Source organism: Corallococcus sp. NCSPR001, assembly GCF_017309135.1.
Taxonomy (GTDB): domain Bacteria; phylum Myxococcota; class Myxococcia; order Myxococcales; family Myxococcaceae; genus Corallococcus.
On record NZ_JAFIMS010000002.1, the window covers coordinates 8,280,298 to 8,301,065 of the forward strand.

The window sequence follows — 20,768 nt, forward strand, 5'->3', positions numbered from 1 at the left end:
CATGACGCAGGGTCCCGCTATCCTGCGGCGCATGGGCAATGGCGCACCTGGGGGACTCAAGCCTTGGCTGGGCGGAGGTGCGCTGGTTCTCATCGCGCTCCTCGCCTTCCTCTCGAGGAACACCGAGGCGCCTTCGTCCGCGAAGGACACGCCCGTGCCCACGGCGGCGTCCGCGCAGAAGCCGGCGGTCCGGGCGACACGGATGACCACGGCACCGCGACCCGCGGGCACCGCGCGCATCACGGGCCGCGTGCTGGGAACCTCCGGCCCGGCCGCGGGGGTTCGTGTCTCCGCCTCCCGCGTGGAGCCGGGGGTCACGCTGTCGGAGCGCCCGTGCCCCTCCCCCACCGGCCAGGCCGACCTCAAGAGCGGCGCGTGCAGCTTCGACGCCGAGCGCATGCAGTGGGAGTCCGTGGAGGCCCGTGACGGTGAAGCCCCTGTGTTCGCGGAGGCGGCCACGGACGCGGAGGGCCGCTTCGTGCTGGAGGGATTGCCCGAGGGTCCCGTCACGCTCTGGGCCCTGGGCGACACGGGCGCGGTGTCGCAGGGGGGCGTGGCGGTGGGCTCGAACGACGTGACGCTGACGCTGGAGCAGGGCATCCTCTTCGAGGGGACCGTCACGGACACGGACCGCAAGACGCCCATCCAGGATGCGCGGGTGACGATTGTCTCCCGCTGGCACACGCGGTTCTTCGACGCGGTCACCGACGCCGAGGGCCGCTTCATCGTGGGGCCCCTCCCCCAAGGTGACTACGCCGCCTTCGCCACCGCGGTGGACCGGTCCCCGTGGTTCCAGCCGAAGCTCGACGGGTACACGGACATGTCGACCGTGGTACTCGCGCGCGCTCTCTCGCTGACGGGACAGGTCCTCTCCTCGGAGGGCGCACCGGTGCCGGGCATCCTTGTGCACCTTGAAGGTGACACCGCGACGGCATCCACCCAGCGCACCACGACTGACGGCGAGGGACGCTTCCGCTTCACCGCGCCCGCCGTCCTCCATCAGCTCACCGCGGAGTCCGGAGGCGCGTTCGCCACGCTGGATGTGACACCGCCCCTGGAGCACGTGGAGCTGCGGCTCCAACCCGGCGTGTTCGTCACGGGCACGGTGCGCGACGACGCAGGCCACCCCATCCCGAACGCACGCGTGGAGACCTACCGCGAGGACGGTGGCCCTCTCGCCGCCGAGGCGACCACCGTGACGGACGCAGGGGGCCGCTACCAGTTGGGCCCCACGCGGCCCGGGCCGCATACCTTCCGGATCCTCGCGCCCCATCACCTGGACGTGGAGGAGCATGCGCAGAAGCTCCAGCAGGGCATGGCGCCCCTGGACTTCACGCTCCGGCGCGCGCAGAGCGTGGAGGGCCGCGTCGTCGACACGTCAGGCGCTCCAGTCGAGGGCATCCTCCTGTCGCTTTCGGGCAACTTCGGCGACGGCGACGACATCGACGCAGGTGGCGCCCGGCGCTCGGATGCGACCGGGCACTTCGTCCTGGACGTGAAGCGCGCGGGGACGGGTGAGCTGTCCGTGGAGGATCCGTCCTTCCAGCGTCAAACCCTCGCGGTGCGCATCCCCTCGCGGGACGTCGTCGTGGTGCTGGACCGGGGCGCCTCCGTGTCCGGCACCGTCACCGATCCACAAGGGCTGCCGCTGCGGGGAGCCACCGTGACGCTGGGGACGGAGGCGCGGGAGGACGCGCCATACGAAGAGCCGCGTCAGACCTTGACGGACGAACAGGGGCGCTTCCATCTGCAAGGGATTGCCCCGGGCACGTACCTCCTGGAGGCCGTTGTCCAGGGAGACCTGATGGACGCCTCCGTGTCGCAATCCATCACGTTCCAGGCGCGTGAACACCGGGACGTGTCCCTGCGCATGGAAGCGGGCCGTGAGCGCTCCGGCATCGCGGTGGATGGGACGGGCCAGCCGCTCGCGGACGTGGTGATCACCGCGAGCAGCTCCGGCGATGCGGTGTGGCAATACCACCGGAGTGAAGATGAGGGTCCTGTTGGCTTCCGCACGGGCCCGGACGGACGCTTCACGTTGCGAGGACTCGTGGCCTCCCGCTACGCCGTGTGGGCCGACCTGCCGGGCTACACCTTCCGCCCTGGGCGCTCGCAGGGGGGAGAGCCCCGCGCGGATCGCGGCGGCCTCTGGGTGGACTCCAGCGAGGCGCCCCTCCAACTCGTGCTGGAGCGAAACGGGCGCCTCCGAGGCCGCGTCGTGGCACCGGGAGGCCAGGCCGTCACCTCGTTCCAGGTGAAGGGCGCGGACCTCCACGACTCCGCCCAGCCCGCCGAGTGGCCGGACGGGGCGTTCGACCTTCCCTTCGGCATGGCGGGCCCGGCGACCCTGACCGTGGAAGCAGATGGCTTCATGCCGCTGGAGCGCGCCGTGACGCTGACGGAAGGCGTGGACCTGGACCTGGGCGTGCTGACGCTCGACCCTGGCTGGACGCTGCGGCTCGCGGTCCACGACGCGGAGACCGGCGAAGCCCTGTCCCAGTTGGAGTCCTTCCGGGCGACCCTCACCCAGCCAGGGGACTCCGACATCGCCCGCGCGATGTCACGTCCCCGGAACGTCCCCCTTCGCGACGGCGTCTACACCCTGTCGCGGCTGCCGCCCCCGCCTTTCACCCTGGAGCTCCGGAGCCGGAACACGCGTCCCTTCGAACTGGAGGTGACAGCCCGCGTGGACACGCTCACCGTGGCCCTGGACCGCGCCGCGACGGTGCGGCTCCTGGCCCGGGACACGAACGGCGTGCCCCTGCCCGCGCTCGTCTCGCTGAAGGAGCTGGGCGCCCATCCCATGCCCCGCTACCGGGACTTCGCCCCGGGGGGCACCCTCGTCCTCCGAGGCGTCGAACCCGGCGAGTACCTGCTGGATGCACGCGCGGCCGACCCGGACGAAGGGCCCCGCTTCACGCCCCGGAAGGTGCTGATTCCGCCCCGGGGCGAGGTGACCTTCACCGTGGAGGCCACCCCGCCGTGAAGCAATGAAAACGGCGGCCTCCCCTGGGGAAGGCCGCCGCTCTCACTGCTTCGGGCTCCGGACTACTGAGCGGTGGTGATGGTGCCCACCGCCACGTCGACGGTCTGCAGCGAGCCGGAAGCCGGCAGCGCGTGCGCCTTGAGGACGGTCAGCGGCACCACGGAGCCGGCCGGCGTCTCGGCGGTGGCCTTCACGGTCAGCGCCACGGACAGCAGCGCGCCGTTGTACGCGTGCGCCGGAGCGCCCTTCTGGTACACGCCCACGCTCAGCGTGCCGCCCTTCACGGCGGACTTGAGCAACCGGGGCGCGGCGCCGAGGTCGTAGCCACCATTGGCCACGTACTCGGAGCCGTCCACGGTGGACCAGGACGCGGTGGCCGCATCCAGCCCCAGCGTCAGGTCCGCGCCACGGCCAGACTGGCCCGTGGGGCCCATCAGGTCCAGCACCAGCGTGTTGCCCGAGGACAGGCTGGCATTGCGAACCAGGCGCCAGCCCGTCCCCGCGGGGTCCACGTACTTCACCGTGCCGGCGACGGGCACGGTGATGACGGCGGAGTCCTTCTGAGACGGATTCGCCACGCTGGTGGCCGTCACGGTGTACGTGCCCGGCTTGTTCGGCGCGGTGTAGACACCGGCGCTGGTGACGCTGCCGTTGGCCGAACCGCCCTCCACGGCCCAGTTCACCGCGACCACGGAGCTGCCCGTGACCTCGGCCGAGAGGTTGACGGAGCCCCCCTGGTCCACGGTGGCCGTCTTCGGAGAGACCGTCACCGTCACCGCCGGAAGGACGACGCCGCTCACGGAGAGGGTGGCCGAGTCGGACTTCGTCGGATCCGCCACGCTGGTGGCCGTCACAGTGAACGTGCCATCGCGGCGCGGCGCGCGGTACACGCCCGTGCTGCTCACGGTGCCGTTTTCGTCACCGCCCACCACGGACCACTGCACCGCCAGGTTGTTGGTACCGGTGACCTGCGCGGACAGGGTGAATGCGGCATCCTGCGCCACCGTGCCCGTCTTCGGAGAGACGGACACCACCACCTCCGCGACGACGACCGGCTCCACCGTGATGGAGGCGGAGGCCTTCTTCGCCGGATCCGCCACGCTGGTGGCCGTCACGGTGAACGTGCCCGTCTTCTTGGGCGCGCGGTACACGCCCGTGCTGCTGACGTAGCCGTTCGCGTCGCCGCCCTCCACGGCCCACTGCACCGCCAGGTTGTTGGTGCCGGTGACATTGGCCGTCAGCTGGACGGTGCCATCCCAGGTGGTGTTGCCCGACGAGGGGCTCACCGTCACCTTCACCTCCGCGACGACGACGGGCTCCACCGTGATGGTGGCGGAGGCCTTCTTCGTCGGGTCCGCCACGCTGGTGGCCGTCACGGTGAACGTGCCCGCCTTGTTCGGCGCCGTGTACCGGCCCGTGCTGCTGACGGTGCCGTTCTCGTCACCGCCCTCCACGGACCACTGCACGGCGGTGATGGAGGAACCGGAGACCTCGGCCGTGAGGTCGGTGACCGTCCCCTGCCCGATGGTCACCGACTCCGGCGTCACCTTCACGATGACCGTCGGAGTCTCGCCGACCTCGGCGGGCTCCACCTTGACGGTGGCCGTGTCCTTCTTAGAGGTGTCCACCGCGTTGGTGGCCACCACGGTGTACGTGCCGGCCTCGTCCGGCGCGGTGTAGGTGCCCGAGCTGCTGATGGTGCCATGGGAGTCGCCTCCCTCCACCGACCAGAGCACGCGCGCCTGCTTCGCGTCCTTCACCGAGGCGCTGAAGGTCGTCTTCTCACCCGCCTTCACCGTGACGGTCTTCGGAGTCACCGTCACCGGCCCCGAGTCGGGGTCGGTGCAGGCCGCCAGCGCTCCAATCAGGAGCGGAACAATGAGCTTCATCCACGTTTTCATGGGGGATTACCGTCCGAACTGGCTGACGAAGAGGGTGATGTCGCTGTCGTTCACAGAGCCGGCGCCGTCGAGGTTCGTCACCTCGGAGCCGTTGGTGCCGTAGTCCTGCGCGAGCAGGCCCATGTCCTCTCCGTCCACGACGTTGTCGCCATTGATGTCGCCCGTGAAGACCTGAACGGTCGCCACGGCCTTCGCCGTCGGGACCACGACGCTCGCCGCAGACACGTGGCACAGGCCACGGGCCACCGGCGCGGTGTAGACGCCGTCCGCGCCAACGGTGCCGCAGACGCGGCCCTCCGCCACGGACCAGGTCACCTCCGTGTTCACCACGTTCGCCACGTTCGCCTGCAGGGCGACGGAGCTCCCCACCGGCACCACGTGCAGCGCCTCCGCGAGCTCCACCGTGACGGGCAGGAGCGTGAAGGGGGTGGTCGCCTTGGAAGAGTTGCCGTAGGCGTCGTACGCCACCGCCTCGAGGATGTGCTCCCCCGGCGCCAGCGGAATCGGGAACAGCGGCAGCGTGTACGGCGCGGACGAGACCCGGCCCTTCAGGGCGCCGTCCACGTAGAACTCCACGTACGCGACGCCCGTGTCATCGGTGGCCTCGGCCCGCATCGCGTAGGTCTCGAACAGGCCCTCCACGCTGGCGGTGATGTGCGGCGCGCCCTGGTCCTGGATGGTGGAGTTGTGCACCTCGAAGGTCACCACGCGCTCCGTCGTGTTGCCCGCCTTGTCCGTGGCCACCGCCTTGAACTGGTGCGGGCCGTTGGACAGGCTCTTCGTGTCGAACGCCTTCGCGTAGACGCCCTGGACGTCCGTGAACGTGCTCACCGGAGCGTCGTCCACCAGGAACGCGAGCGTGGACGTCCAGACGTTGTCGCTCACGGAGGCCTTGAGCTGCACCGTCCCGTAGCTGCCCTCGACCGCCGCGGAGAGCACGGGGCTCTCCAGGTCCGCCTGGGTGGACGTGACCAGGGTGACGTCATCCACGAAGAACTGGGTGACTCCGCCCGTCACCTGCGGGGCCTCCGTCTGGTCCGCGTCGAAGAACAACTGCACCGTCTGGCCCTTGTACGCGGTCAGGTCGAAGCGGTGCAGGCGGTACTCCCTGTTCGTGTCATCCAGGTTGGAGAGCGTCTTCAGCGTCGCCAGCTCGGTGCCGGCGGAGTCCCGCAGCTTCGCGCTGATGGTGTGGTGGACCGTGGCGTCGGTGAACGCACCGTTGTAGAGGCGCATCCAGAAGCTGTAGATGGCCGAGGTCGCGGTCGCCGGGATGGCCACGGACTGACGGACCGAGTGCCGCGCCGGACCCGCGTTCGTATAGAAGACGTACATGCGGCTGCCGGTGTGCGCGAAGGACGCGCTGCTGAGGATGCCCGTCGAGCCCGACTGCGTCGTCGCGCTCGTCCAGCTCGTGGAGGTCTCGAAGCTGGGGTTGAGCACGCGCTGGGTGGACGTGGTGTCCACGTAGAACGCCACCGCGGGAGAGTCCCCCACGTTGCCGTCCACGTCCGTGGCCCGGGCGACGAGCGTGTGCGCGCCGGCCGTCAGCGTGGAGAGGTTGACGACCCGGGTGAACGACTTGACCGAGCTGCCCAGGGACACGCCGTCGACGAAGAACTCCACCGTGTTGACGAAGCCGTTGTCGGACACCTCCGCGGAGTAGCCCACGCGCGTGCCGGAGAAGACCACGCTGGCCTTCACCTGGGGCGCCTCGGCGTCCGCCGCGCGGATGACGCGCAGCGAGAAGTCATCCACCTGGAAGTTGGTGGCGAGCGAGGCGTTCTCGCTGCCCTCCAGGAAGATTCGCACCGTCTGGCCCGCGTAGGCCGTCAGGTCCACGCTCTGCTGCACATAGCCCAGCGTCGCATCCAGGTTGGACCACGTCGCCACCGTCCCCAGCACCGTGCCCGAGGTGTCGCGCACCTGCAGCGTCAGCGTGTCGCGCACGGCGGTGGTCGTCGTCTCGGAGGTGGTGATGTTGAGGAAGAAGGTCAGCGCGGCCCGGGTGACGCCAGCGGGAAGGGTGACGTCCTGCCACAGCCGGTCGACGTGCGTCGTGCCATAGCCGTTGAGCCATGCGAAGCCCTGGCCGTTGCGCGGGCCGGAGGAGACCGGGAAGTTGATGTTCGACGGGTCATCCGTCCAGCCCAGCGTGTCCTGCTCGAAGCCCGGGTTGACCAGGAGCTGCTCGAAGCTGTTGGAGACGGTGAAGCTCACCGGAGCGGACGCGGCGGAGTTGCCGGCCGCGTCGAAGGCGACCGCCACCAGCGCGTGCGTGCCGTTGGTCAGCGAGGTGGACACCAGCGGGAACTGGAACGGCTGGGCGAAGACGTTCCCCACCAGGGCGCCGTCCACGTAGAACTCCACGCGGGTCACGCCGACGTTGTCCTCGGCCTGCGCCTTCAGCAGCAGCTCGGACGCGCCGCCGGAGACGCTCGCGGCGACGGTGGGGGCCATGCGGTCGTCGTACGTCCCGGCGGTGTAGCCCACGTTGATGGCCGCGAAGGCGTTCTGCACCGCGCGGTACTCGTTGGACTGGGAGCCGAAGAGGTCCGCCGCGGCCTGGAGGCTGCTGGTGCGGGCCGACAGGTAGTTGGACGACGGGAACAGGTAGACGGTGAGCGCGCGGTACCAGATGGCCGCCGCCTTGTCGTTGCCGATGCCCCTCATGCCCGCGGGCAGGTAGGTGCTGGAGTAGTCGGTGCTGACCGCCAGCGGCTGCACGCCCTGGGACAGGAAGAAGAAGGCGCGGTTCATCGGGCCGCTGCTGTAGTGCACGTCGATGTTGGCGAGGCCGGGGAACCAGGCGTCCACGCTCACGCCGTCCAGCGACGGGCGGTACATGATGCGCAGCGGGAACGCGCTGAGCTGCTCGCCCATGAGCCAGTTGCCGCCGGTGTCACCAATGGTGCTGCCGCGGCCGTTGGCCACCCAGAACTCCGTCAGGGCGCCGAAGATGTCCGAGCTGGCCTCGTTGAGGCCGCCGGACTCGCCCTCGTAGATGAGGCCGGCCGAGTGCGAGGTGACGCCGTGGGACATCTCGTGGCCCGTCACGTCGAGCACGCCCAGGGACCTGAAGCCGCCAGCGGCCGGGAACGAGCCGTCGCCGTAGCTCATGCAGAAGCAGCCGTCGCTCCAGAAGGCGTTGTTGTAGAGGTTGCTGGCGTGCACCCGGTTGTAGGTGGGCGAGCCGACGCCGTCGATGCCGTCCCGGCCGAGGACCTTCTTGTAGAAGTCCCAGGTCGCCAGCAGGCCGAAGTGCGCGTCGACGGCGGCCGTCTGCCCGTTGGTGCTCAGGGTGTTGTTGGCGCCGACGATGTAGTTCTGCCCGTCGCCCCAGACGTTGTCGGCGTCCGTGTAGAGGGTCAGCGTGGGGATGACGCCGTTCTGCACGGCGGCGTGGTTGACGTCGTAGGTCCGGATGCCCTCGCCGCCGGCGCGCGTGACGTCGCGCAGCTCGAAGAGGCCCTGGGCGTTCTGGAAGACGTCCAGCGTGACGTCACCGCTGTACTGCGAGTGCCCGAGGCCCTTCGCGGCGGTCGTCTGGAGCGAGTTCCACTGACTCAGCACCTCGCCCGAGTTCGCGTCGACGATGAAGTCCGTGTGCTTGACGCCGTCCTTCGCGTTCTCCAGCTCGGTGTGCACGTGGTACGCGAGCCGGTAGGCGACGACCTGCGTGTCGAAGTCCGCCGCGTTCTGCTCCGCGAGCGGCTTGCCGGGGTAGCGGTTCACGAGCCGCGTCTGGGGGTAGACGATGAGCTTGCTGCTCGGCGTGACGGCGTACTCGCCCTGGGGCGCCAGTTCCTGGGTGGCCTTCGTCACCGCGGACTTCGCGTCCAGCGTGGGCGCCACGTCCAGGCGGATGTTCTTGCGCAGGCCGTCCGTGGTGATGCGGAGGTCCCCCGCGGACACCCCCTGGTGGGTGATGGCCACGGCGCCCCACACGGGGACGCCCTGGTAGGTCTGTTCAAAGCGCGCGTGCGTCTGTCCAAAGGAGTCCGTGCTGGAGCTGGACAGTTGGAAGTCGTCCCGCGAACCCAGCCCGAGCTTGAGGCTTTGCGCCTTGAGGCCTGCCAGGGATTGCGCCACCCGCGCTGGCTCCCGGACCTGGAGCTGCATCAGCGTGGATGGGGCAACAGGGGTGAGCTTCTCAGCCGCGAGGGATGAACTCGCCGACACGAGGCCGGCGAGGAGCAGAGGCCACTGAGGCCACGGCTTGGGCATGGAATTGACTCCACTGCATTCAGGGGAACTCCCGCCGGCAGCACCCATGGGGGCGTGCTGCCGCCGGAAGGATCACGCTCATGGCGGAGGGTCTGAAAAGACTCAGACCTTTACCCCCGGGCTTTCCATGTTCAGCGTAATTGTCCACCAGTATACAGCGTCCAGATCCCAAGGAAATGGGGGGGACCCCTGATGCCGTGAAGCGGCCACGGCAAACACCGCGAGTTACGCCGAATTCACCGTGAGACCTGGTTGGCGCGCTCCCACGCGTCCTGCCACGCGATGCCCGTGCCCGGCGCGTAGTACGACGCCACGCCCTTGCACCAGCCGGAGTACGGGAAGGGCTTGCAGCGGTAGACGAGCCCGTCCGTGCCCTCCACCAGGGTGCCCGCCGTGTAGCTGTCGATGCCCGCCGGGTACTTGTACTGCGCCGTCCCGCCGCCGGTGGACGGCTTCTCGATGTCCACCTGGAACGAGTAGCCCGTCTCCTTCGCGTACACGCGGTTACCCAGCGCGTCCTGCACCGGCGTCACGGTGCCCGTCGTCTGGAGCACACCCACCCGCACGCGGCTGGAGCCCGCGTTCACCTGCTGCGCCAGCCGGTACATCCAGGTGGCCGCGGGCGTGGCCGCATCCAGCGTCAGCGGATACGACTCGGCGTCACGGCCCGCGCTGTCGAAGAGGCGGAACGTCACCTTGCTGGATTTGGGTAGGTCCTCGCGCGCCTGCACCTGGCCCAATTCCTTCCAAGACGCCGGCGGGGGCGGCGTGTTGCTGAACTTCACGTCGGTGCAGGCGTAGAAGGCCTCCGGGCTGTCCGCGCGCTGCCAGATGGCGTAGATGACGTGCGCCCCCGTCCGGCTCGCCGGGAACGGGCAGTTGAGCCGGTAGCGGTTGTTCACCGCGGACACGTTGGTGACGTTGCAGAACGGCGTCGACTCCAGGTCCGACCACTTCAGGGGCAGCGCCGGGTTGTAGCCCTCCTTCGTCACGAAGAGCTGGAAGTAGCCCGTGGCGTGCACCGCGGTGGCGTGGAAGACGAACTCGAAGCGGCCGTTGCTGTCCGGGGTGATGAGCGTGGACGGCCAGTCCGTGCGCGCCAGGTCCAACCCCTTGTGACTCTCATTGGCGGCGCTGCACAGCTTGCCGTCCGGGATGATCTCGCGGTGACGCCCGTTGGCGGCGCCCTGCCGGACGCCGTTCCAGTCATACAGCGCCTGCGTCCCACCGGCCTGCACCGCGGCCTGGCACGCGGCGGACCTGGGGCTCTCCGGCCCTTCCTTGAAACATCCATAGACGCGGCTCAACGGCACTTCCATGGAGCCGTGTGCCGCCGCCGGACCGGCGGACAGCAGGGAGACAAAAGCGAGCGACGCGGTGAAGGCCTTGCGGATTGCTGGGAACATCCCTTCCTCCTCTGTTCGAAAACAAAGGAGGAAAGGCGCGGGCAAATCGGGTCAACGGCCGCTCAGGCCAGCAGCTCCGTCAGCAGGCCCTTGGGCAGCGAGGGGTCACCGAAGTCGTCCAGCGGCCCGCCGGCCGCGTTCTTCAGGCCCACCGCGGCGCCAATCGTGTTGAGCATCTTGTTGAGGTTGGGGCTGGTGTTGCCGCCCGCCGCCGTCACCGCGACGCCCTGCTTGAGGTAGCCGTTGCAGCTGCCCGCCAGGATGAACGGGATGTGGCGCGCCGAGTGCGCCGGCCCGTTGCCCAGGTCGTTGAACCAGACGGACACGCCCTGGTCGACCAGCTTCTTGCCGTCCGGCAGGGTGTACGCCGCCAGCTGATCCAACAGGTAGTTGAAGGTCTGCGCGAACTGCGCGTCCACGCGCGAGTGCAGCACGTCCGACCCGGCGATGATGCCGCCCGAAGCGTCGTGCGAGGACCGGCGGTGGGAGATGTAGTGGAAGTTCTCCATCAACTGCCCCGTCGTGGGGTCGCGGTAGCGCGTGGCGCTGTCGTTGCCGTTGCCCACCTGGATGGCCACCGAGCGCGTGGTGCCGCATGCCACCGCCAGCACCGCGATGTCCATGTGCAGCCGCACCGTGGCCAGCACCTCGTCGCCGTCCGTGCTGTTGTAGCCGGGCGCCTGCTGCTGGAGCCGCAGCTCCTCGTCCGCGCGGGCGCGGCAGCTGAGCGCCACTTCCAGGTCGCGCACGTTGGACAGGTGCAGGTCCAGGCGCTGCCGGTCCGTGCTGCTCAGCTCCGGCCGCGACTGGAGCGCCTTCAGCTGACCGGACACCAGGTCGTTGAGGCTCTTCTGGCGCACCAGCAGCTGCTCGCGCGCCTCCGGAGAGAGGCCGCCGGGGCCGCCCACCATGGTCTGGTAGGCCACCCACGGGTCGTGCAGCGCGGCCCGGCGCGAGGCGCTGCCCCGGTGGGAGATGCAGGGGCCGCCCAGCCACCCGCCGGCCTGCCCCGCGTAGAGGTAGAGCGAGTCGCGCTTCTGCGGGTTCAGCTCGCGGCCGATGCGGTGGTCCAGCGACTCGCCGGACGCCTCGGAGTCGCCGCCCGCGCCCTCCACGGCGGGGCCGCGCGCGGTGAGGCACTGCAGCGCCCCACGGGCGTGGCCGTCCCCGTAGTTGTAGTCCTTCATGTTGACGTTGCGCACCACCAGCAGGCGCGCGCGGTGGTCCGCCAGCTCCACCAGCGACTTGCCCGCGAGCGTCGTGGTGGAGAGGTTGCCCAGGGGCTCCGGCCAGAAGCGCTCCGGCTCGTTGCCCAGCTCGGAGGTGCTCTGCGCGGCGGCCACCCCATCCGCCTGGCGCAGGAAGATGGCGAAGGGCAGCGCGTTCGCATCCGCCGCCTGGGCCTTGCGGGGCATCAGCCCCTCCAGCACCGGCAGCCCCAGCATGACGCCACCCAGGCCCTGCAACACGCGTCGACGGCTCAGTTTCACGGCAGCTCCTCCGGGTGGCGCGTCACGAAGCCCACGCCCGTCACGACCTCGACGACCAGGTCCACGATGGGCAGCTGACCGGACTGCGACAGCTTGCCCAGCCGCGCCACCAGCGCGTCGTCCTCCGCCACCGCGGGGCGTCCGCTCAGGAACTCAATCCAGTGGCGCGCGTAGCACTCATGCACCGCCTGCGTGGTCGCGAGCGCGTCCGCCAGGTCCAGCGCGTCCTTCACCGACACCTTCTGTCCGCCAATGCCCGGCGTCGACGAGGCATCCACCGGGTGCCCGTTGTCCGTCGTGCGGTAGCCGCCCACGGCGTCGAAGTTCTCGAAGGGGAAGCCCAGCGGGTTGATGAGCGTCGCGTGGCAGGACGCGCACACCGTGCCGGGCGCCTCCGTGTGCGACGTCACCACCTCGCGGTTGGTGCGGCCGTTGGGCGCGGGCAGCGCGGGGATGTTGGCCGGCGGCGCGCCAATCTTCTGGCACAGCAGGTGCTCCGACAGGAACACGCCGCGGTGGATGGGGTCCGGGTCGATGGAGGTCGCGTGCGACGCGAGGAAGCCCACCTGCGTGAGCACGCCCCGGCGCTGCGCCCCATCCAGCGACACCGGCACGAAGTCCGCGGTGAAGTTGCCGGTGAGGCCGTAGATGCGCGCCAGCTCGTCGTTGACGAAGGTGTCGCGCGACGTGAGCAGGTCCGCGAAGCGCCCCTTGCGCCCGAAGACGACGTCCTGGACGAAGAGCGTGTTCTCCTTCGCCGCGGACTCCGCCAGCTTCGTCGTGACGTTGGGGAAGCGCGTGGTGTTGGGCCGGATGCTCGCGTAGCGGGGCACGTCGAAGACGGCCTGGTGGTAGGCGTCCACCACGCCGCGCGCCCGGGGGTCCGCCATCATCCGGCGCGCCTCGGCGGCCACGCCCTCGCGCTTCGCGAGCAGGCCCTCGCGAGCAGCGGCGAACAGCGCGTCGTCCGGCATGGAGTTCCAGAGCGCGTAGCTCAAGCGGGACGCCACCTCGAACGCGTCCAGCGGCACCTTGCCGTCCGCCGCCTGCGTGCTGCGCTCCACGCGGTAGAGGAACAGGGGCGACTGGAGGAAGCCCTCCAGCACCAGCCGCAGGCCGCCCTGGAACGCGGCCATCGTCGGGTACGCCTTGGGGCCCTCGCGGTACAGCTTGAGGTACGACTCCACCTCGTCCGCGGTCAGCGGGCGGCGCAGGGCGCGCAGGCCGAAGGACTCCACGAACGCCTTCGCGCGCGCTTCGTCCGTGGTGCTCCCCGCCGGCAGCAGCCTGCCCAGCTTCGTCGCGTCCGTGGCCACCTGCCCGGCCAGGTCCGCCGCCGCGCGCTGGTAGGCGCCCCACAGCGCCTCGTCCACCGACAGCGCGCGGGCGTCGTTGTCGAAGAGGAAGCCGCTCTGGGACGGGTCCGCGCGGAACGACTGCGCCAGCGCCGTGGGCGCCGCGTCCAGCTTGAGCAGGTCCTTCACGGTGCTCAGCCACTGCGCGTGCGTCAGCCGGGCGACGCGAGCCGAACGAGCCGGCTGCTCGACACCGGCAGGGGGGTTGTTCGTCCCGCCAGGGCCAGGATTGCGCGGATTCGCCGCGTCAGAAATCTGGCCTTCGCAGGCAGTCAGGAAACTCAAGGTTCCCGCGAGCAGCGCGGAAGTCCACCGTCGTTGACGTAGCGCCATGGGGGGAAGCGCCTCCGTTCGTTGGAGGTCATCCCACTGGGGATACGTCAGGAAGTCAATCCGTACACCGGCCGGTCAGGCAGCGCTTCACACGAATACTGGAAACCGCCGCCGGGACCGGATCAGCCGGGAATAAGGAAGCGCGCGATGACGCGCTTGAGGCCCACGTTGCCGCCGAACTCCACGGTGACCTTGGCGTTGGGGCCAGACCCTTCCGCGGCGACGATTCGGCCGGAGCCGAACTGTTCGTGGCGCACGCGCATGCCGCGCACGTCTCCGCCCACGCCGTCCATGTCGGACGAGGCCTGCGAATAGCTGCGGTCCACGCGCGGGCCCGTCTCGTCGTCGTCCCAGTTGCGGCGGCGCTGCGGCATGGCGGCGGCGCGCGGCGGGGGCGGCAGGTCGTTCTCCTTGAAGCCGAACAACGCCTGCGGCACGTCCGCGAGGAAGCGGCTGGGCGGGTTGTACTTGAGCTCGCCGAAGAGGGAGCGGCACTGCGCCAGGCTCACGAAGAGCCGCTTGCGCGCGCGGGTGAAGCCCACGTAGCAGAGCCGGCGTTCCTCGGCCATCTCCTCGCCGCCGTCCGGGTCGTCGCTCTTGAGCGCGCGCGAGTGCGGGAAGACGCCCTCCTCCAGGCCGGTGAGGAACACGGCGTCGAACTCCAGGCCCTTGGCCGCGTGCAGCGTCATCAGCGCCACGCGGCCCTCGCTGACCTCCGCGTCCGCTTCGCCCACCAGGCTGATCTGCTCCAGGAAGGCCTGCAGCGGCGGGATGTCCGCGGTGAGCGGCGCGGAGTCCACGCCCTCGGGCGCCTCCTCCTCGCGATCCTCGGCCGCCTGCGCGGAGGCCACCATGTCGGACGCGCGCTTCAGGTCGAACTCCTGCGCCGCGCCCAGGAGCTCCTTCAGGTTCTCCGCCCGGGTGAGCGCCTCGTCGCTGCCCTCCGCGACGAGCGTCTCCACGAGCTTCGTCTCCTTGAGCATCTGGTCCACCGCGCCCGCCGCGTCCTTCGCCGTGAGGGAGAAGGCGTGCAGCGACTGGAGCAACTGGTGGAAGCCGCCCAGCCGCTTCTGCGCGGTGGCGTTGAGGCTGGGGATGCGGTGGCGCTCGCCCAGGGCCTCGAAGAGGCTCAGGCCCTGCTCGTTCGCGAAGTCCGTCAGCCGCTCCTCGGTGGTGTCACCGATGCCGCGCGCCGGCACGTTGAGCACGCGCAGCAGGTCCGCGTCCGAGCGCGGGTTCACCATCAGCCGCAGGTACGCGGACGCGTCGCGCACCTCCGCGCGGTCGTAGAAGCTGCGTCCGCTCACCAGCGTGTACGGCACGCGCGCCAGGCGCAGCGCCTCTTCCAGCACGCGGCTCTGCGCGTTGGTCCGGTAGAACACCGCCATGCTGGAGAACTTGATGAAGCCCTCGCGCTGGACGGCCAGGATGCGCCGGGCCACCTCCTGCGCCTCCGCGCGCTCGTCGCGGTGCAGGAGCAGCTCCAGGTTCTCCCCCTTGGGCCGCTCGCTCCAGAGCTTCTTCGCCATGCGGCGCGGGTTCTTGGAGATGACCTCGTGCGCGGCGGTGAGGATGTTCTGGTCGGAGCGGTAGTTCTGCTCCAGCTTCACCACCTTCGCGCCCGGGTACTGCTTGGGGAACTGGAGGATGTTGTCCACGTCCGCGCCGCGCCAGCGGTAGATGGACTGGTCGTCGTCGCCCACCACCACCAGGTTCGCGGACGGCGGCGGCGCGAGCTGGCGCAGCAGCGCGTACTGCACGGGGTTGGTGTCCTGGAACTCGTCCACCAGCACGTGCGTGAAGCGCGTGCGGTAGCGCTCCAGCACGTCCGGCCGGTCGCGGAACAACTTCACGAGCAGGAGCAGCAGGTCCCCGAAGTCCACCGCGTTCGCCGCGCGCAGGAGCTTCTGGTAGCCGGCGTACACGCGCTTGATGACCTGCCCGCGCATGTCCTCCGCCTCCACGCGCATGTCCTCCGGCAGCCGCGCGGCGTTCTTCTCCTGGTCGATGCGGTGCAAAATCTCCCGGGGAGCGATTGCGAAATCCACGTTGATGTCGCGCAGGGCGCGCTTCACCAGGTTGAGCTGGTCGCCGTCGTCGTAGATGACGAAGGACCGCGTCAGGCCCGCGGCCTCCGCCTCGCGGCGGAGAATCATGGCCGCGGACGAGTGGAACGTGCTCACCACCAGGTCGTTGGCCTGCGCGCCCAGCAATTGGCTGAGGCGCTCGCGCATCTCGCGCGCGGCCTTGTTGGTGAAGGTGACGGCCAGGATGCGCCACGGGAAGACGCGGCGCACCTTCACCAGGTGGGCCACACGGCGGGTGATGACGCGCGTCTTGCCGCTGCCGGCGCCTGACAGCACGAGCAGGGGGCCGTCGCCGTGGAGCACGGCTTCCGCCTGGGGCGGATTGAGGTCTTCGAGGAGGGCGGTTTCGTGGGCGTTCACGGAGGGTTCCACCAGGGGGAAGAACCCCGTCTTCTAACGTCTTTCGCGCGAGGGTGCCGGGTCTTCCGCCAGGCCTGTCGCCCGCCGGGCCGTCCGCCCTCGGGACGGGCAGGAGCGTGCGATATAAAAGGCCCACCTCCCATGTCCGACACCCCGTCCCGCCCCACCCAGGCCCAGCTCGACCGCTACGCGGAGCTGTTCACCCAGAGCCTCACCCTGCGCCACTTCGGCGCCCGGATGTCCTTCCCCGAAGGACGCAAGGTGGTGGTGGAGCTCCCGGAGGTGCAGCCGCACCACCGGGGCGGCCTGGGCGGCTCCGCCGTCAACGGCGGCGTGCTCTCCGCCCTCTTCGACATCGCCATCGGCTGCACGCCCGCGCTCCGGGACACCACCCGCCGCTGCGCCACCGTCCAGCTGTCCATGAGCTTCGAGCGCCCCGTCACCGGAGACCGCTTCCACGTGGAGGCCGTCATCGACAACGGCGGGGCGTCCACCGTCTTCGCCTCCGCGAAAATCATCGATGCCGAGGGCCGGGTGTGCGCCCGCTGCCAGGGCGTCGTGCGCGTCTCCGCCCAGCCGTGGGCCTCCGGCGAGAGCCCCGCCACCAACTGACATTCCCCCACCCCGGCCCCCCCCTTGCCCATTTCCGTCGATATGTCCGGCCAGGAGGCGCGTTTCCCGGGAAGCCCGGGGCAAGAACGGCCTCCGGGGGACGAGCGCGGCTCGCAACGGGAAGACGGCATGGATGCAGCCGTACAAGGCTTGGGGATGACGACCCTCCAGTCGCGGCAGGACACAGAGAGGGCCGCGCGGCCGGCGGCGCCGGACGAGGAGGCCTTGTCCCGGCGCGCGCTCTCCGGGGAGCGGGCCGCGTGGGACACGCTCATCGCCCGGCACCAGCGCCGGGTGGTGGTGTCGCTGCTCGCGCGGGGCATCCGGGTGGACCGGGCCCAGGAATTGACGCAGGAGACGTGGGCGCGCCTCATCCAGCAGCAGCAGCGGGGACTGCTCACGGAATTGCGGCTGCCGGCGCTCGCGCTCGCGCAGGCGGCGTTCCTCGCGGCGGATGACGCCCGGCGCGCGCGGCGCGAGTCGGTGGACGGCACGGTGGACGACCTGCCGGAGCGCCAGCAGCCGGTGGACCCCGCGCAGTCCGCGGAGAAGCGCCTGGTGTCGGAGGAGCAGCTCGCCCGGGCCCGGGACGCGCTGGAGCAGGTGTCTCCGGGCGCGCGCAACGTCTTCCTCCTGGCCTGTGACGGCCAGGGGCTTCCCCATGCCGAGGTCGCCTCCCGCGTCGGGCTGTCCGTCCAGCGCGTGCGACAGATTTTGTGCGAGGTCCGCAAGAAGCTGCGCACCGCGCTCGAAGAGGAACAACCATGAGCCTGCCCACGCCCCACCTCACCCGCGACCGCACGGAGCAGTACCTGCTGGGCGCGCTGCCGCCCGAAGCCTGCGCGCAGCTGGAGGCCCACACGCTCACGTGCGAGCCGTGCGCGAGGCTGCTCCAGGAGGAGGCCCTGCTGGAGGAGCAGCTGTACGAAGTCGCCGCCGCCACGCCGCGCGACCCGGTCGTGGTGCGCCCCGCGCGCTGGCACCGCCCGGCCGCCGTCGCCGCGGCGCTGGTCGCGGTGGCGGCCTCCGTGTTCCTGCTGCTGCGGCCCGGAGGGGAAGCGGTCTCCCCGTCCGTGACGCCCGTGGAGGCGCCGGTCGTCGCGGCGCGGGACACGCAAGTGGAGGAAGAGGCGCCCCGGGACATCGTGGTCGCGTGCCCGGACCTGGCCACGCAGGAGCACTGCCTCAGGTCCGCGAGCGCGCGCGGGCTGCTCGTGTATCACCCCGGTGGACAGGGCGAGGTCCCCCGCTACGACGCGTCCAGCGGGCTGAACGTGGTGGCGCTGAACTCGCGGCCGGCCGCCCTGTGAGGACATCCGTGATGGCGTTCCGAACCCGCATCCCCAGCCTGCTCTTCGCGCTCTGGGCGCCCCTCGCGGCGGCCCGGACACCGCCCGTCGCGACGGCGCTCACGTCCACCGTGACGACCGCGTCCGAGACGGCGCCGAAGGCGAGCCAGACACCCTCGGCCGCGACGGCCATGCCCGGAGCCTCCGCGCCAAAGCAGGGCCCGGCGACCTCCACCACCGCTCCCGCGTCAGGGTCCGGCGCGGAGGTGGCTTCCGTCACGACCGCCGCGTCCACACCGCGGCCGGACGCGGCGGCTCCGGGCGCCTCCGGAGGCATGCCCGCCGCGCCGGACGCCACGCGGACGAAGCTGCCGCAGGGCTGGTACGTCACGGAGAGCGCGCCCCAGCACTACGAGGCGGGCGTGGACGAGTCCTCCCCGTGCGAGGGCACGCGCAGCGCCTACCTGCGCTCGCGCACGCAGGCCACGGACAGCTTCGGCACCTTCATGCAGGCCTTCAGCGCGCAGGACTTCCGGGGCAAGCGCCTGCGCTTCTCCGCGAGCGTGCGCCACCAGGACGTGAAGGGCTGGGCGGGGCTGTGGATGCGCGTGGAGGGCGCGGACCCCAAACAACCGCTCGCCTTCGACAACATGCAGTCACGCGCGCTGGTGGGCACCCACGGCTGCAAGCGCTACGACGTGGTGCTGGACGTTCCGAAGGAGGCCACCACCATCATGGCGGGCCTCATCATGAGCGGCGCCGGCAAGGCGTGGCTCGGCGGCGTGCGCTTCGAGGCGGTGGACACGTCGGTGAAGACGACGGACCTGCTCACCAGCCCGCAGCCCCTGCCCTCCGGTCCCCAGGGCCTGGAGGAGATTCCCGCCTCATCCCCCGTCTGGAGCGGCGGCGAGCGGCTGGGCCGCGTGGGCTCCTACTGGTTCGACGCCCTGACCGTGCAGACGGAGAACCCGCTCAAGAAGGGCAAGGGTCAGCAGTGGCAGGGCACCGTGGGCGACGAGCTCTTCGAGCACGGCATCGAGGTGAACGGCACCTACCGCAACTACCCGCTGCGGGTGCGGGTGCACGCGGGCGGACCCACCACCCGCATCCAGGGCACCTGGGGCACCGGCCCCGTGGACATCCGCCTCAGCCCGGACGTCCTGTACATGCGCTGGGGCGTCTTCGAGCGGAAGCTGCTGCGCGACCGGGAGGCCGACGCGGAGCAGGGCTGCAACGTCTACCGCCAGATGGAGGGCGTGCACGAGATGGACCGCATCGACGTGTGCGGCGTCGCGCTCGCCACCCGGCCGCCGCTCACGCAGTTGGTGGTGTCCTTCCTCGCCAACACCTTCCGCCGCGACCCGTCGCCCTTCACGCCGCCGGTGCCGGCCCCTCCGGTGCGCTCCTGGCAGCCGGACAACTCCGCCGGAAGCAACCGCCCCGCCACGAAGGCCCGCTAAAAGGCAGGGTGGCTGCGGGAAGGAAGGGCCCTTGCCCCTCCTTCCCCTCGGGACGCCTAGAACGCGAAGTCGCGCTCCAGCGTCTCCTGGCCTGCCTGCACCGTGAGGTGGGCCGCGTGCGCGCCGGTGGCCAGCGCCGTGGATAGGTCGAAGGACAGCCCCTCCGGCCCCTGCGTCGGCTTGAGCGACGGACGCCCGGGCGACAGGAACACGGCGGCCGTCACGGCGCGCGTGCCCAGGGGCTGCACCAGCAGCCGCACCCGCTGACGCTCGCGCACCAGCACCACGCGGAAGTCGCGCCGCTCCTCCAGCACCTCGCGGTGCTCCGGCAGGCGGGCCGCGCTGGGGCGCCGGGCCACGTCCGCGCGGGAGTCACGCGCCGAGCGCGAGACCTGCGCGCCCTCCTCTTCCAACTCCAGCGCCTCGTCGATGGCGGCGTCGCCCTCGTCCAGCGCCAGCACGGCCTGGGCGCACTCGCCGCAGCTGGCCGTGTGGGCCTCCACGCGCTCGCGCTCCTCGCGGCTCATCTCGCCGGAGTCCAGCCGCCACAGCTCGTCGTCGGTGAGGTGGCGGCGCGGGGGGGTGTCCACCACCGCCGTGTCCGCGCGGTCCGCGCGGCAGCTGGCACAGTCCTTCAGGTGCTCCGGGTCCTTCATGGGGCGGCCCGTCCAGGACGCCACCAGGTCATCACAGCCAGCCCGCGCGGAGAACCACCAGGCGCCGGGGCGCTCCACGGGGTCCAGCAGGTCGCGCTCGGCGCGGCGCTCGGTGTTGAGCGGGATGAACCAGCGCGCCCGGGAGCGCAGCGCGGAGTCCAGGTGGCCCAGCGCCCCGAGAAAGCGCTCGCGAGCAGCGGCCGCGTCCCCGTCCAGCGGGCCCTTCAACATCTCCCAGGTGACGAGCGCGCGGGCGGCGGAGGCGGCCCGATCCCGGGCGGCCAGTCCTTCCAGCGCGGACGCGCGCCACAGCTCCGCTTCCTCACCCTCCTCGCCCAGCGCCACCTCCATCGACTCCTCGGCGGCACGCAGGAGCAACGGCTGGAGCGCCTGCGGTTTCTGCTGGGCAAGCCAGGCTTCCACTCCGGGGCGGTCCAGGCCCTTCAAGGCCTCTTCCACCCCGTCGGTGCCGAGCCGGTCCGAGCGCCGCAGCACATCCCCCACCACCTCCAACAGCTCCCCCACCGCGAGGGGGCCCGCGCCCAGGCGCGCGTACCGGGCCTGGTAGCGGGACAGCGCGTCGCCCTTCATCGCGACATCCCGGGC

Annotated in this window: 12 protein-coding genes; 5 read left to right on the forward strand and 7 right to left on the reverse strand. The window is 70.8% G+C overall.

Annotation, left to right across the window (positions count from 1 at the left end; all coding sequences use genetic code 11):
• Nucleotide 1 precedes the first annotated feature (1 nt).
• Nucleotides 2-2,986, forward strand: a complete 2,985-nt coding sequence (locus tag JYJ93_RS35255; RefSeq protein WP_206798914.1) for a carboxypeptidase-like regulatory domain-containing protein — start codon at nt 2-4, stop codon at nt 2,984-2,986.
• A gap of 62 nt (nt 2,987-3,048) precedes the next feature.
• Here the strand turns inward: JYJ93_RS35255 and JYJ93_RS35260 are convergent, their stop codons facing one another.
• From JYJ93_RS35260 to JYJ93_RS35285, 6 genes are all read right to left on the reverse strand, one after another.
• A complete protein-coding gene (locus tag JYJ93_RS35260; RefSeq protein WP_206798916.1) occupies nt 3,049-4,875 on the reverse strand; it encodes a hypothetical protein in 1,827 nt (608 codons plus the stop codon).
• A gap of 18 nt (nt 4,876-4,893) precedes the next feature.
• Complete coding sequence (locus tag JYJ93_RS35265; RefSeq protein ID WP_206798924.1) at nt 4,894-9,114, reverse strand: M4 family metallopeptidase; 4,221 nt, start codon at nt 9,112-9,114, stop codon at nt 4,894-4,896.
• A gap of 236 nt (nt 9,115-9,350) precedes the next feature.
• Nucleotides 9,351-10,520, reverse strand: coding sequence for a lytic polysaccharide monooxygenase (locus JYJ93_RS35270; protein ID WP_206798925.1), 1,170 nt, complete (start codon nt 10,518-10,520; stop codon nt 9,351-9,353).
• A gap of 62 nt (nt 10,521-10,582) precedes the next feature.
• Nucleotides 10,583-12,010 (reverse strand): DUF1552 domain-containing protein, encoded by a 1,428-nt coding sequence (locus tag JYJ93_RS35275; RefSeq protein ID WP_206798928.1) that lies wholly within the window; start codon nt 12,008-12,010, stop codon nt 10,583-10,585.
• The gene (locus tag JYJ93_RS35280; RefSeq protein ID WP_242544048.1) at nt 12,007-13,650 is read right to left on the reverse strand and encodes a DUF1592 domain-containing protein; all 1,644 of its coding nucleotides are present in this window, start codon (nt 13,648-13,650) and stop codon (nt 12,007-12,009) included. Before JYJ93_RS35280 ends, JYJ93_RS35275 begins: the two co-directional genes overlap by 4 nt.
• Before the next feature lie 170 nt (nt 13,651-13,820).
• Nucleotides 13,821-16,157 carry a UvrD-helicase domain-containing protein gene (locus JYJ93_RS35285; protein WP_206798934.1) on the reverse strand — a complete coding sequence of 779 codons (2,337 nt, stop codon included), beginning with the start codon at nt 16,155-16,157 and terminating at the stop codon, nt 13,821-13,823.
• Nucleotides 16,158-16,286: 129 nt separating this feature from the next.
• Here JYJ93_RS35285 and JYJ93_RS35290 point away from each other — a divergent pair, with 129 nt between their 5' ends.
• From JYJ93_RS35290 to JYJ93_RS35305, 4 genes are all read left to right on the forward strand, one after another.
• Nucleotides 16,287-16,757, forward strand: a complete 471-nt coding sequence (locus JYJ93_RS35290; protein ID WP_206798935.1) for a PaaI family thioesterase — start codon at nt 16,287-16,289, stop codon at nt 16,755-16,757.
• A 156-nt stretch (nt 16,758-16,913) separates the two neighbouring features.
• Entirely contained in the window at nt 16,914-17,525 is a 612-nt protein-coding gene (locus JYJ93_RS35295; protein WP_206798937.1) for a sigma-70 family RNA polymerase sigma factor, read from the forward strand.
• Nucleotides 17,522-18,067: a zf-HC2 domain-containing protein gene (locus tag JYJ93_RS35300; RefSeq protein ID WP_242544049.1), complete on the forward strand. Its 546-nt coding sequence runs from the start codon at nt 17,522-17,524 to the stop codon at nt 18,065-18,067. Before JYJ93_RS35295 ends, JYJ93_RS35300 begins: the two co-directional genes overlap by 4 nt.
• Before the next feature lie 11 nt (nt 18,068-18,078).
• On the forward strand, nt 18,079-19,506 hold the full coding sequence (locus JYJ93_RS35305) for an AraC family transcriptional regulator (protein ID WP_206798939.1): 1,428 nt from the start codon (nt 18,079-18,081) through the stop codon (nt 19,504-19,506).
• Between the two features lie 56 nt (nt 19,507-19,562).
• Here JYJ93_RS35305 and JYJ93_RS35310 read toward each other — a convergent pair whose 3' ends face one another.
• Entirely contained in the window at nt 19,563-20,753 is a 1,191-nt protein-coding gene (locus JYJ93_RS35310; protein WP_206798941.1) for a zf-HC2 domain-containing protein, read from the reverse strand.
• Nucleotides 20,754-20,768: the final 15 nt, after the last annotated feature.